The following is a 12,370-nucleotide window of genomic DNA, read 5'->3' on the forward strand; positions in this document are numbered from 1 at the left end:
GAGCGGCGGCTCGGCGCACGAATCCTCCAGGCTTCGGAGTTCGGATCGACGGCACGCGGGAGAAACAGATGCGACTTTCAGGCCGGTCTCGATGGCTCACGGCGGCAGCCGCTGTCGTCGTTGGAATTGGCATCTGGGCGGGAGTGGTCCGGACTCAGGGCGATGCCCTGCTCGCGGGCTTCCAGAATCCGCCGGACAGCGCCAAGCCGCGCGTGTGGTGGCACTGGATGAGCGGCAACGTCACCAAGGAGGGCATCAAGGCTGACCTCGAGTGGATGAAGCGCTCCGGCATCGCCGGATTCCAGAACTTCGATGCCGGCCTGAACACGCCGCAGGTCGTAGAGAAACGGCTCGTCTTCATGACGCCGGAGTGGAAGGACGCCTTCAAGTACGCGACCACGCTGGCCGACCAACTGGGCCTCGAAATGGCGATCGCGGGCTCGCCGGGATGGAGTGAGAGCGGCGGGCCGTGGGTCACCCCGGCCCAGGCGATGAAGAAGTACGTGTGGAGCGAGACGCGCGTCGACGGTGGAAGGCCGTTTACAGGTTCGCTGCCCAAGCCCTTCACGGCGACTGGCCCGTACCAGAACCAGGTTGGGGGGCGCGGCGGGTTTGGCGGCGGCCCGGCCGCCACCCAGGCCCCCCAGCCACCGCCCGAGTTCTATGCCGACGCGGCTGTTGTCGCCTATCGAGCGCCCGACAGCGACCGTCCCATGATCGCCTCGTCGCCGAAGGTCACCTCGAGCGGCGGCGCGTTCGACGTGGCCGCCCTCACCGATGGCGATCTGGCGAAAGCCACGCTCCTGCCGGCGGCTCCGGTGGGCGAGCGAGCCTGGATCCAGTACGAGTTTCCGCAGACGGCGACCATCCGCGGAGTGAGCTTCATCACCGCTGGCGGCGGGGGAGGCGGGCGCGGCGGGGGCGCGATCGCCGCTCAGCAGCTCGAGGCGAGCGACGACGGCACCCAGTTCCGCGTCGTGACGGCCATTCAGCCCGGCGCGCGCACCATGGCGTTCGCCCCGGTGACAGCGAGAGTCTTCCGCATGTCCATCCTGACGCCGCAGCCACAGCAGAACCAGGCGCGCGCTGGTGCGGGTGGCGCGATTGGCGGCGGGCAGGCCGGCGCACAGGGCGGCGGGCGGGCGCAGGCACCTGCGGTGCCGGCCGGGACGCAGATCGCCGAATTCGTCCTGCACACTGCCGTCGTCAACCGGTTCCAGGAAAAAGCCGCGTTCTCGGCAGCGACGAACATCTATGCGATGGCCACCCCGGCCGTTCCGCCAGCCGAAGCCATCCGCAAGGCGGAGGTCGTGGACCTGACGTCGAAGATGCGCGCCGACGGCACGCTCGACTGGACGCCGCCAGCCGGAAACTGGGTGGTGCTTCGCATCGGGTACTCGCTGACCGGGCAGCAGAACCGTCCCGCGTCGCCCGAAGCCACCGGCCTCGAAGTGGACAAGCTCAACAAGGGCTACGTGAAGGGATATTTCGACAACTATCTGGATCAGTACAAGGACGCGACCGGCGGCCTGATGGGCACTCGCGGCCTGCAGTACGTGATCACGGACAGCTGGGAAGCCGGCGTGGCCAACTGGACCAACGACATGATCGCCGAGTTCGCGAAGCGGCGCGGCTACGACATCAAGCCATGGCTGCCCGCGCTCACCGGCCGCATTGTGGAGAGCGCCGAAGCCAGCGATCGCTTCCTGTGGGACTTCCGCAAAACGCTCACCGAGATGACCGCGGAGTACCACTACGACCAGTTGACCGACCTCCTCGCGGCGCGCGGCATGGCACGCTACACCGAGTCGCACGAAAACGGCCGCGCCTTCATCGCCGACGGCATGGAGGTCAAGGCGAAGGCCGCCGTGCCGATGAGCGCCATGTGGACCGCTCAGGCGAACCGACCCAGTTCGCAGTTCGACGCCGATATCCGCGAATCGGCGTCGGTCGCGCACATCTACGGCCAGAACCTCGTCGCCGCCGAATCGCTCACCGCGGGCAGCGGGGCCTGGTCGTTCTCGCCCGAGACGCTGAAGCCGACTGCCGACCGCGAACTGTCGATGGGCCTCAACCGCTTCGTGATTCACACATCGGTCCACCAGCCGGTCAACGACAAGATCCCCGGGCTTGGACTCGGGCCGTTCGGCCAGTGGTTCACGCGGCACGAGACCTGGGCGGAGCAGGCGAAGGTGTGGACGACGTATCTGTCCCGCAGTTCCTACCTGCTGCAGCAAGGGAAGTTCGTCGCCGACATCGCCTACTACTACGGCGAGGATTCCAACGTCACCGCCCTGTTCCAGGGCAACCCGCCGCCGATCCCGGCCGGCTACAACTTCGACTACGTGAACTCGGACGTGGTGAAGAACCGCCTGACCGTCTCTCCCGCAGGCCTGCTCACGACGGCCACCGGGATGAGCTACCGCGTCCTTGCGCTCGATCCGAACAGCCAGCACATGCCCCTCGCCGTGCTTCGCAAGGTCCGCGACATGGTGATCGCGGGCGCGGTGGTCGTCGGGCCCAGGCCGATCGAATCGCCCAGCCTGTCCGACGACGCGGCCGACTTCAAGAGCATCGCGGACCAGTTGTGGAGCGGCACAACCGGAAAGGGCAGGGTCCTCACCGGCAGCATCGCCGACGCCGTAACATCGCTGAAGGTCGCGGCCGACTTCGAGTATACGAAGCCGCAAGCCGATACGGAGCTGGCCTTCGTGCACCGCCAACTCACGGATGGCGACGTGTATTGGGTCAGCCACAGAAACGCTCGCGCTGAGGACGTCGAGGTCACCTTCCGCGTCCAGGGCAAGGCGCCGGAGCTCTGGCACGCCGAGACGGGTTCGGTCGAGCCCGCCTCCTACCGGACCGTCGATGGCCGCACCATCGTGTCGTTGAGCCTGCATTCGAACGATGCCGTGTTCGTGGTGTTCCGCAAGGCGGCCACGGCGCCGTCGCGCACCATCGCCAGGCCCGTTGAAACGAAGCTCGCGTCGGTTGATGGTCCGTGGGACGTCGCGTTCCAGCCGAATCGCGGCGCGCCCGCCAACGTGACGCTGTCCGCGCTCGCGTCCTGGCATCAGCACAGCGATCCCGGAGTGAAGTACTTCTCCGGCACTGGCACGTACACCAAGACCGTCCAGGCTCCGGCGGAGTGGTTCCAGTCTGGCGCGCGGCTGTGGCTCGACCTGGGCGATGTGAAGAACATCGCCGAGGTCACGGTCAACGGCAAGGCGCTCGGCACGTACTGGAAGACACCGTTCCGGGTGGACGTGACGTCCGCGCTGAAGCCGGGCGCGAACACCCTGGAAGTCAAAGTGATCAACCTGTGGGTCAACCGGCTGATCGGCGACCAGCAGGAGGGCATCACCACGAAGTACACCTACACGGCGCAACAGTTCTACCGCGCCGATTCGCCACTGTTGCCGTCCGGACTGATCGGGCCCGTGCAGGTGATCCGGTCGTTCGGCAAGTCGCGCGAGTGATGAAAGACGATCCGATCCGCCGTGCGGGATGGCCCCGCAGAGACGCGCTGAAGGCTATCGCGATGTTGGCCTGTCTTGGGGGTGGAATCTCTTAGGACTTCGCTTTCTTCGGAGATTTCGACTTGCCAGCAGTGTTGAGCGCGACCGCCTGGCGAACAAGCGCCTTGAAGGCGGACTCGTCAACGCCTTCTGCTTCGTGGATGTCGATCGCGCGGCGCGCGTTTCCGTCGAGACTCGAGTTGAAGAGACCGGCCGGATCCTTCAGAGACGCGCCCTTGGAGAAGGTAAGCTTCACGACATTCTTGTAGGATTCGCCCGTGCAGATGATGCCGTCGTGCGACCAGACCGGAACGCCCCTCCACTTCCACTCCTCGACCACCTCAGGGTCAGCCTGTTTGATGAGACCGCGCATATGGGAGAGCGTCTTGCCCCTCCAGTCGTCCAGTTCCTTGATCCTCGCGTCGATCAGCCGGGAAGGGGATTCGCCATTGGCCGTTGCGCTCTTCTTCATCGTGTGTGCACCTCATTCGGCTGGTCTTCCATCTTGCGAAGGCACCAATGACTATCCGCCGGTGCAGTGCCCGTGGGGGGTGCGTCAACGGTAGCCGAACACGGGCGGGAACATGACAACCACCAGTGCCGCCCATCCGGCGTACACGGGCAGATAGGCGATCTGCCATCGCTCGAGGACGGCAAACGAGCCCCGGTGACGCAGGAAGCACGCATAGAGCCACGCCGACCACGCCAGGTTGACGAGCAGAATGAGATTCTCGCCCAGAGCCGCCACTCGGTTGGGAGTGAAGCCAAACTCGGAGATGCGGGCTGCGATCGCCGCGAGCGCCACCCCATCGACCACGAGCGCGCTGACCACGAGCAGCAGTTGCAGGCCGTCGAACAAGTCGGGCGGTGCCTGCGGGTCGCGCGCGGAGGCAGCGTAGAGCACCAACCCGACGACGACCGCGAGCAGCAAATCGAAGCCGATCAGCACCTCCCGCTTCACGTTGATGGGGCTGCCTGTCCACGCCATCGTGGCCAGAAACACCAGTAGCAGCACTGTGAACAGCGGCGTGAACAGCTTGGTCAGCACCGGTGCCATGTTCTCGATGACACCTTGCTTCGCCTCCACGAGCCAGGATCCGATGATGACGGCCCCCATCGCCCCGCACGGGATCAACCAGCCCCCTATGAACCACTCAGGGTTCATCCCGATGGCCTTGAACATCATCACCGTAAAGCCGGTGAGGACGCCGCCGCCGAGCGCGATGAGCACGTAGTAGATCGCCAACTCGCCCGAGAACCGGACGAAGTTCATGCGCCCACCATCGTCGAACCAGCGGCCTCGGACATACGCGAAGCCGATGGCCATCCAAAGGGCGATTGGCAGGTGCAGAATGGCCAGCACCTCAGTGTTGCTGCCCGGGCGGAAGGGGAAGACGTTGGCGAAAACAGCCCCGGCCGCGAAGGGCAGCGCGAGCCAGAGGCCGCTTGCAACGCTTGAACCACGCTTCCACACGAAATAGGTCGCGAGCAGTGGGAACACGAACAGGCTGGCGTTCCGGGCGTAGAACGGATCGTCGCCGCCGCCGAGCCGAAGACCGAACAGCGCCGGTACCTTGATGGCCAACGCCGCAGCGACGGCAAGGCTCAGGACGACGAGCGTCTCGGCGTGTGCGGTGTTCGCCGACTCATCGGCAGCGTCGGGGGCAATGACCAGCTGCTTCCACAGCCGCTCGGAGTGCGCGCGTGCAAACTCGCGTGACAGCGCATCGAGGCTGCCCATGCGCTTGACCGCAACTAAGAAAGCTTCATCCCCTGCCAGGCCGGCCTCGGTGAGCGCCACCAGCTGGTCGCGCAGATGTCCCTCGAGCTCCTCTACGTCGGGACCGTGAAGGGCCTGCCGGCGGCGTACGTACGCCCGCCACTGCGCGATTTGCTCCTCGAGCGGTCGATCGGCGAAGGTCGTCATGCCGTGCACGCCTCCATCCAGATACCCCGCAGGGTACCGTCCACGGCCTGCCATTGCTGCCGCTGGGCTGCGAGTTGCGCCCGGCCCTGTCTAGTGATCCGATAGTACTTACGCCTGCGGCCGTTCTCGGACGCGGACCACTTCGCCGCGACATGGCCTTGGCGCTCAAGCCGGTGCAGCACGGGATAGAGCATGCCGTCGGTCCACTGCAGGTGCCCGCCTGACAACTCGGTCACTCGCTTGATGATGGCGTAGCCGTAACTGTCGCCTTCGGCAAGGATGGCGAGCACGAGCGGCGTGGCGGAAGCAGCGACCAGGTCCTTACTCATGTCCATACGTAGAAGTCTTATACATTGTTGTTCTATGTAAGTCAACAACCTGAGGTCAAGCCCCTCGGTTGATGGAAGCACGTAGGCGGTTGGATAACCGCGCTGCAGTGGAAGTCGACACCTCCGGCGCGGCAAATCGGTCCTGTGTAACGCCGTAGTGCTGAGATGACTCGGGAGGGCTTCCCCTTCCTTACAGTCGAGCCTCCAGTGCAGGCAGGACGACACCGGCCGGTCCACGCAGCACGATGTCCACGGAATCGGAAAGCGGCGTCGGCTCGACGTTGATCTCGATGGTGGTGGCGCCGCTCATGCGAGCCAGACCAGGCAGAGCCGCGGCCGGGTGAACCAGGCCGGAGGTGCCGATGACGAGCATGACATCGGCGGCTTGCGCCTCGTCGATGGCGGAGCTGAGCACCTCAGCGTCCAATGATTCACCGAACCACACCACGTCGGGGCGCAACAGGGACCCGCAGGCGCAGCGCGGCAGCGCGTTGGGTTCGGGCGACGCATACGCAGGAGCCAGCCGGGTCTTCCACGGCGACTCATCGAGCACGACGCCACAGCGCCTCGCACAGACCGACCGCCAGATGTTGCCATGGAGTTCCACGACCCTCGCGCTGCCAGCCTGCCGGTGCAGGCCGTCGACATTCTGTGTCACGAGCGTGAACGCAGGCAGCCGACGCTCCAGCCTCGCCAGACATTCGTGACCCGCGTTGGGTCGTGCCTCGGCGATTCGCTGGCGACGCCAGAAATACCACGCCCAGACTAGAGCTGGGTTACGGCTGAAGGCCTCGATGTTCGCGAGATCCTCGGGGCGGAACTGCCTCCAGAGTCCTCCCGGTCCTCTGAATGTGGGGACACCGCTTTCGGAGGAGATTCCGGCGCCGGTCAGCGCGACCACGCGACGTGCTCCGGCTATCGCCTTCGCGGCGCGTTCGAGGGTGTCAGCCGTTGTCTGCTCGAGTGCCATCGTCCTGGTCCAATGAGCGCTCTTGACGAGGCGCCCGAGCGCATCAGTCCTCAGGCGGCGCTTCGCGGAGCGCGCGCTCGAGCAGGTCTGAGACGCCGAGAATCCCGGCGCTCTCGCGGAGGTAGTCGCGGTCGTCTAGATGGCGCGCGACCAGCAGAGCCGTCTCGATCGGGTCGATCGGCCTTGTCACCGGGAGATTACCCCAGCCGCATCGGGGTACGCGAGGCGAGCCAGATGCGTCCCCAGCACGATGACGGCAACCCCCAGGAAGTGCTCGCGGGATGACGCGTCAGGATGGCGCTGCCTCACCCCTGCGCACGTCATGGCGTAGGCCGCGCGCGTCAGCCCCGTCACCATCGCGGCTTTCTGCGCGGCCGACATCTGCCGCCACGATTCGATCTGTCGGCGCTCGACGTCCGGTGATGTGTCAAGGCTGAGCGACGTCTGCGTCACGTCGGCAATTATAGCAGTGCTGGCAGGACCCGAGTCCGCGTTGGGCGATGGCGCTCGTCGGTGTGGTGCTGGGCTTCACCCCTGCGTTGGGGGCGGGCTTGGGCTGGTTCCGCTTTCGAGGACACTTCGCGAGTGCCGTCCGGAAGAAACTCCCGCAGGTTCTCGACGCCGGATGAAGGCCAGTTCGACGAAAAGCTTGTCGAAAGGCTACCGGGCGAAACGGGATGCCACCATCCCCCGCCGTTCGACGATGCTCACGGCGAAGGATGGTGGCGGGCACTTACGTGCCGATCACAAGAATCGAAAACGAACCCGGTATCGCCGGGCCTTGGCCTCCGCGGCCAACCCATTGGCCGGTTCGTTTTCGTTCGAGAATCCAGCTCCCATCTGCTAGACTGCCCCGGCCCAGCGAGTGGCAATTTGGCGTCGACGCGGGAACTCGTGAGGATCGGTCCGTCTAAGCTGACGGCACTGAAAGAGCATCCATATGGCCGACGAGACGGTGGTAAGGGACAAAGTCCTGAGCGAGCTCAGCAAGGCCTCCGGCGTTCCGAAGACGAGGCTGAAGGACGAGATGAAGCTGAGGGACGATCTCCAGATTGCGCACCAGAACTACGTCACTCTTGCGCAGAACCTCCGGTCGTTCATCAGGGAGAACAACTTCCAGCAGACTCTGCTGCTCAATGAAATCGACACGGCGGCGGCCACGGTTGGCAGCGTCTTCCAGCTTGTCTTGAAGAGGGTCAACGGATGAAAGCAGCAGTTACTATGCTCGTTCTCCTTGCGATGCCTTGGTCCGCGGCCTCGGCACAATCAACGGAACCTGGGCAGCGTCCGTCTCCAAAGAGCAACCCTGAACAGAGGGCCGCACCAGCAGCCGGGAACCTGTCGCCTTGGGAGCAGTTCACAAAGTACTTCCAGGTCCGAAAGGCCTTCGACGGCGGCAAGGACGAGAACGAGGCCGGTGTTTTTGGAATCATCGCTCCAGGAAAGGGTTCCCCGACGTACTGGCTGGTCGATGCCGGCGTTCGGCTGACACCTCAGGACAAGCCACTGAACAAGCAGGGCAACCTCGAGCTGTTCTACTACCCGTCGGTCGAGTGGCACCACATGAGTGCGGAGCCGCTTCTCAAGCAGGATGCGGCAAACAAGACCGGCGCAGCGTTCAACACGGAGCTCTGGTTTCCGCCAGTGACAACGTTCCACATCCGCACGTATCTCGCAGGCAAAGCTAGCCTCCAGCGGAATTTCATCAAGGACACGACCGAGAACTCGGTGACGCTCGTGCTCGGGGCATGCGCCGAAGGCGTGGTGACGCAGGGAGTCGGATGGGAGAACGGCTTCCGCCCGTGCGCGGAGCTTACGTACAACGGCGCGCGGCGCCTGCGCTATTATCCCTACGTCGGCTACGAGCATTACGGAAAAGTGGCAATCGCGTCACAGACGACCACGTTCGCGCCCGCTTTCGACGGCTCGCTCTTCCTGATCCGGCTTCAGGCCGACGCGTATCCCTTCAACAGCGAGGCCCTGCCCGGCGATATTAAGGGCTTCGTCCTGAACTTCGACTACGCGTACCGACGGATGCTCGACGACAACCCAGGTCTCGACGCCCGAAACCTCAACATGCTGAAGCTCGGGGCCACCTACTTCTTCGTCAAAGGTCAAGTCGCTGGCGTCGGCCTGACTATCGACCTCGGTCGCTCGCCGGCCGTCAACTTCGTCAGCCAGCGGCGGGTGGTGCTGGCGTTACGGATCAAGACGAAGACTTGATGGCATCTGAAGGATTCGAGCGTCGTACACTCCCCTGAGGATCGATCCCGCAACATCGCCGACCGTCCGCTCGTTCATCGAGCAGCACTTGGACATGCAGTTGCATGACGTTCACTGTATGGTCAGGCCCGCGGACTCCCTTCTATCGATGGCGCAAGGACGTGCACCAGTACGGGCCGGACGGCGTGCGGCCCGTGAACGGCGATCCGGGCGGGCATCCCCACCGCTGTGTTCCCAGGGTATAATTCCGCACCCTGGAACAGTTGGCATGTCCGCGCCCATGGCCGCGCGGCGGATCGAGGAGGGAGGACATCGATCATGGCGGCGAGACGGCTCGAGTTCGAAGCGTTGGCGGCCGCGCGAGAGGTCATCGACGGTTACGATAGCGCCAGCGATCAGTGGACATTGTCCTTCGAGAGTCCGTTCTGGCACGCGGTCACACACGCCCAGTCGCTGGGCCGGCGAGGGGCGGGCCGGCGCATCGCCCTCATTGATTCCGGATGTGATCTGACGATTCCGCGACTTCGTCGCGTGGTTGATCGCCTGACATCATTCGTGCCCGATCCGGCCGATCACGATGAGCTGGGACACGGCACGGCCGTGGCGCTGCTCATCAGCGAGGTCGCGCCGGAATGTCGGTTGGACGTGTATCAGGTCGCGCGAAACGGGACGCCCGACGACGCTGCGGTCGTGGCGGCGCTCCGCGCGGCGGGGGCATCGTCGGCCGATGTGGTCAGCGTGAGCCTCGCGGCGCGCTCGCCATTCCAGTTCACTCGAGATCAGCTCCAAGAGGCGATAGCGGCCGGCGACGGCTCGGGCAAGAGATACGCGTTCGAACATCCACCGTGTGCCGTCTGTGCAGCCGCCATGGACGTAGCAGGGCGCGGCAAGATGATCGTCGCTGCGGCCGGGAACGCGTTGGACTCGGCGTGTTGTCCCGCTCGCGCCGACGGCGTGGTCGCGGCCGGATTCGAAGGGCGCGACGCGCGCACCACGACATTGGAGGACGGTGGCAAGCAGGAAGTCGCGTTCGCCGCCGCACCCGCGGTGGCGCAGTCGCTCCTGACTGACATGTCGCTCGCGGAAATTCCTGGCGTGTTGGGCACGAGCTTCGCGGCGCCGCTGATCGCCGGCGCCGCGGCGATCGTGCTCTCGCCAGCCGAACTGTCGGCGTACGTCGCGAGTCAAGCTTTGGCGGCGATGCCGCAATTCCTGCACGCGCTCATCAAGACGTCGCGCGCCGACGTTCCGGCCGAGTCGGTCCGACAGATCGGCGAGTGGTACATGCGCGCGCAGCAACGATTGCCGCATGTGCATTGTGACTATCAGGCGCGGCTCAATCCGGCGGTCGCCTGCACCGATCCGGCCCAGTGCGCCTCGTGTGGGATTTTCGCCGAATCGATTATGGTGAATCACGGCTTGTGGCTGCTGGAGACCGGACGGCTCGAGTGGGGCAAGTCGCTGTTGGAAGCGGCGCGTCTGGTGGCGCCGTGGAGCGCCGACGCAACGGCGAACCTTGGAGCGATCGCGCGGGAACTGGGTGACATCACGGGCGCCATCGAGCTATACGAGCGTGCGTTGGAGTTGCGGCCCGGTTTTCGCGTCTACACGTCCGAGCTGAAACGGCTGCGCAACCGTCTGCCAGCGGCCGGCCGCTGGTGGTCGCGCTTCTGGTCGTAATAACCTGGTCGAGACGCTCTTGGAGAGGTGAGTCACATGTCACGATTGGTCGAGCTGAAACCCGCCGAGGCCGTGCCCAGCCGTTTCGAGTTTGCCGGCGCGGAAGCCGGTTGGCAAGAACGCGTGAAAGAGTACGGCGAGCGTATCGCGAAGTACGTGCCCGCCGAAGTGCTGGCGTTCTATACCGCTGCCGTCGAGTTGATCCTCACCAAAGGGGGTATCGATCATCGCGGCTTCCGCCTCTGGGCGTTCGCTGTCGTCGGTCTGGTGGCGTGGATCGGCACGCCGCTCTATCTTGGGATGTTCACGAAAAATCGCCGGCAACGACGCGTCAATCAGATCGTCGCATCGATCGCGTTCGGCGTGTGGGCCTATTCATACCCGGCGGGCTGGTTTGCCGAGCAAGGTTGGCACGATCCGGTCGTCGGGGGTCTACTGTTGCTGTTCTTCAGTTTTGCCAGTGGGTTCTATCAACCCAGAGCGATACGCTAGTTTAGTCGTTGAAACAGCCTCAGGAGAAACCCGACCGCGGCGGCTTGCGCCAACGAACTCAAGGACGGTCGACCGAGTCGAGCCACTCGTTCCTGAATCGCGGCGAGTGACATTTTGAGTGGCATTGCGCTGGCACGTCCCGAAATAGGGAAGCTGCCGCCTACCGCCTGGCCCAGCGGAGTTTCGCGGCGCTGGCGCGCGGGTTCGAGCGGCACTCTTCGGGGTTGGGCCGGACGACACTGTCGGCAATCGCGGTGTACAGCCCGTCGTGCAGCCCGGCCTGAAAGGCCTTCTTCACACGCCGGTCCTCGCCCGAATGAAACGCCACGATCGCCACACGTCCGCCCGGATTCATGCAGTGCGGCAAGTGCCTGAGCAGCGTGTCGAGGGCGGTGAACTCCTCGTTCACCGCGACCCGCAGGGCCTGGAATACCCGGCGAACGGATTGCTCCCGTTCTTCTTCCTTGACGTGAGGCAGCGCCGCGCGAATCACCTCCGCCAGGGCGGTTGTCTGCTCGAGGCTTCGGCCGGCAAGCGCGTCGGCCAGGGCCAAAGCATGCGGTTCGTCGGCATTCTCCACCAGGAGTGCCGCCAGTTCTGCCGGCTCGATTCTGAGCAGCAACGCCGACGCAGGCTGGCCCCTGTTCGGATTCATCCGCATGTCGAGGGGCCCTGGCGTCTTGAAGGAGAAGCCGCGGCCTGGCGTGTCGAGTTGCATCGAAGAGACGCCGAGGTCCGCCAGAAGACAGTCCGCACCGACCAGGCCCTCCGCGGCGAGAGTCCCAGGCAGACCCGCGAAGTTTGATCGCCGCACGACGAACATGTCCGGGCCGAAACCCAGGCTTCGCATCCGGGCCTCGGTCTTCGGGAGTTCCAGCGGATCCACCTCGAGCCCAAGTAGCTTCCCGCCCGGTTGGATCCGCTGGAGAATCGCACGCGCATGGCCCCCATAGCCGAGCGTGCAATCGACGGCGGTTTCTCCCGGTTGCGGATCGAGCGCTTCCAGCGTCTCGGCGATCAGGATCGGGACGTGCGTGCCGGCGGGTGTCTTTCCAGAGGCGAGCACCTTGTCCACCGTATCGGGGTATCGCTCCGGGTGGTGCTCCTTGTACTTCTCGTCGAACCGGCGCGGGTACTTGCCGGCGTATCGCGGACGGCGACGGTGGGGCGTAGAAGTGTCGCCGGTCACAGTTCGTTGTGCTTGGCGTTCGAGCCTCTGGCTTTGTCCACC

At 64.9% G+C, this 12,370-nt stretch carries 12 protein-coding genes; 5 read left to right on the plus strand and 7 right to left on the minus strand.

Features of this window, described 5'->3' with window-relative positions; genetic code table 11:
- The first annotated feature begins 68 nt into the window (after positions 1–68).
- The gene (locus NT151_05600; GenBank protein ID MCX6538394.1) at positions 69–3,479 is read left to right on the plus strand and encodes a glycosyl hydrolase; all 3,411 of its coding nucleotides are present in this window, start codon (positions 69–71) and stop codon (positions 3,477–3,479) included.
- Between the two features lie 91 nt (positions 3,480–3,570).
- Here the strand turns inward: NT151_05600 and NT151_05605 are convergent, their stop codons facing one another.
- The 6 genes from NT151_05605 to NT151_05630 form a co-directional block, all read right to left on the minus strand.
- On the minus strand, positions 3,571–3,990 hold the full coding sequence (locus NT151_05605) for a DUF1801 domain-containing protein (protein ID MCX6538395.1): 420 nt from the start codon (positions 3,988–3,990) through the stop codon (positions 3,571–3,573).
- Between the two features lie 84 nt (positions 3,991–4,074).
- Positions 4,075–5,445, minus strand: a complete 1,371-nt coding sequence (locus tag NT151_05610; protein ID MCX6538396.1) for a permease prefix domain 1-containing protein — start codon at positions 5,443–5,445, stop codon at positions 4,075–4,077.
- On the minus strand, positions 5,442–5,780 hold the full coding sequence (locus tag NT151_05615) for a helix-turn-helix transcriptional regulator (protein MCX6538397.1): 339 nt from the start codon (positions 5,778–5,780) through the stop codon (positions 5,442–5,444). The genes NT151_05610 and NT151_05615 overlap by 4 nt, the downstream gene beginning before the upstream one ends.
- Before the next feature lie 184 nt (positions 5,781–5,964).
- On the minus strand, positions 5,965–6,744 hold the full coding sequence (locus NT151_05620) for an NAD-dependent deacylase (GenBank protein MCX6538398.1): 780 nt from the start codon (positions 6,742–6,744) through the stop codon (positions 5,965–5,967).
- A gap of 43 nt (positions 6,745–6,787) precedes the next feature.
- Complete coding sequence (locus tag NT151_05625) at positions 6,788–6,934, minus strand: hypothetical protein (GenBank protein MCX6538399.1); 147 nt, start codon at positions 6,932–6,934, stop codon at positions 6,788–6,790.
- Positions 6,931–7,197 (minus strand): hypothetical protein, encoded by a 267-nt coding sequence (locus tag NT151_05630; protein ID MCX6538400.1) that lies wholly within the window; start codon positions 7,195–7,197, stop codon positions 6,931–6,933. The genes NT151_05625 and NT151_05630 overlap by 4 nt, the downstream gene beginning before the upstream one ends.
- A gap of 487 nt (positions 7,198–7,684) precedes the next feature.
- Here NT151_05630 and NT151_05635 point away from each other — a divergent pair, with 487 nt between their 5' ends.
- From NT151_05635 to NT151_05650, 4 genes are all read left to right on the plus strand, one after another.
- Positions 7,685–7,951 (plus strand): hypothetical protein, encoded by a 267-nt coding sequence (locus NT151_05635; GenBank protein MCX6538401.1) that lies wholly within the window; start codon positions 7,685–7,687, stop codon positions 7,949–7,951.
- Between the two features lie 14 nt (positions 7,952–7,965).
- Positions 7,966–8,967: a hypothetical protein gene (locus tag NT151_05640; GenBank protein ID MCX6538402.1), complete on the plus strand. Its 1,002-nt coding sequence runs from the start codon at positions 7,966–7,968 to the stop codon at positions 8,965–8,967.
- Between the two features lie 318 nt (positions 8,968–9,285).
- Complete coding sequence (locus tag NT151_05645; GenBank protein ID MCX6538403.1) at positions 9,286–10,647, plus strand: S8 family serine peptidase; 1,362 nt, start codon at positions 9,286–9,288, stop codon at positions 10,645–10,647.
- Between the two features lie 36 nt (positions 10,648–10,683).
- Entirely contained in the window at positions 10,684–11,139 is a 456-nt protein-coding gene (locus NT151_05650) for a hypothetical protein (protein MCX6538404.1), read from the plus strand.
- 160 nt (positions 11,140–11,299) lie between these two features.
- Here the strand turns inward: NT151_05650 and rsmH are convergent, their stop codons facing one another.
- A complete protein-coding gene (gene rsmH / locus NT151_05655; GenBank protein ID MCX6538405.1) occupies positions 11,300–12,328 on the minus strand; it encodes a 16S rRNA (cytosine(1402)-N(4))-methyltransferase RsmH in 1,029 nt (342 codons plus the stop codon).
- Between the last annotated feature and the right edge of the window lie 42 nt (positions 12,329–12,370).

The sequence above is a fragment of the Acidobacteriota bacterium genome (assembly GCA_026393675.1).
GTDB lineage: Bacteria > Acidobacteriota > Vicinamibacteria > Vicinamibacterales > JAKQTR01 > JBAXOX01.

Bases quoted from the DNA above. Each gene is read 5' to 3' on its own strand.
- NT151_05615 (MCX6538397.1), bottom strand. From the start codon at position 5,780: ATGGACATGAGTAAGGACCTGGTCGCTGCTTCCGCCACGCCGCTCGTG.
- NT151_05650 (MCX6538404.1), top strand. From the start codon at position 10,684: ATGTCACGATTGGTCGAGCTGAAACCCGCCGAGGCCGTGCCCAGCCGT.
- NT151_05645 (MCX6538403.1), top strand. From the start codon at position 9,286: ATGGCGGCGAGACGGCTCGAGTTCGAAGCGTTGGCGGCCGCGCGAGAG.
- NT151_05600 (MCX6538394.1), top strand. From the start codon at position 69: ATGCGACTTTCAGGCCGGTCTCGATGGCTCACGGCGGCAGCCGCTGTC.
- NT151_05605 (MCX6538395.1), bottom strand. From the start codon at position 3,990: ATGAAGAAGAGCGCAACGGCCAATGGCGAATCCCCTTCCCGGCTGATC.
- NT151_05640 (MCX6538402.1), top strand. From the start codon at position 7,966: ATGCTCGTTCTCCTTGCGATGCCTTGGTCCGCGGCCTCGGCACAATCA.
- NT151_05610 (MCX6538396.1), bottom strand. From the start codon at position 5,445: ATGACGACCTTCGCCGATCGACCGCTCGAGGAGCAAATCGCGCAGTGG.
- NT151_05620 (MCX6538398.1), bottom strand. From the start codon at position 6,744: ATGGCACTCGAGCAGACAACGGCTGACACCCTCGAACGCGCCGCGAAG.
- NT151_05635 (MCX6538401.1), top strand. From the start codon at position 7,685: ATGGCCGACGAGACGGTGGTAAGGGACAAAGTCCTGAGCGAGCTCAGC.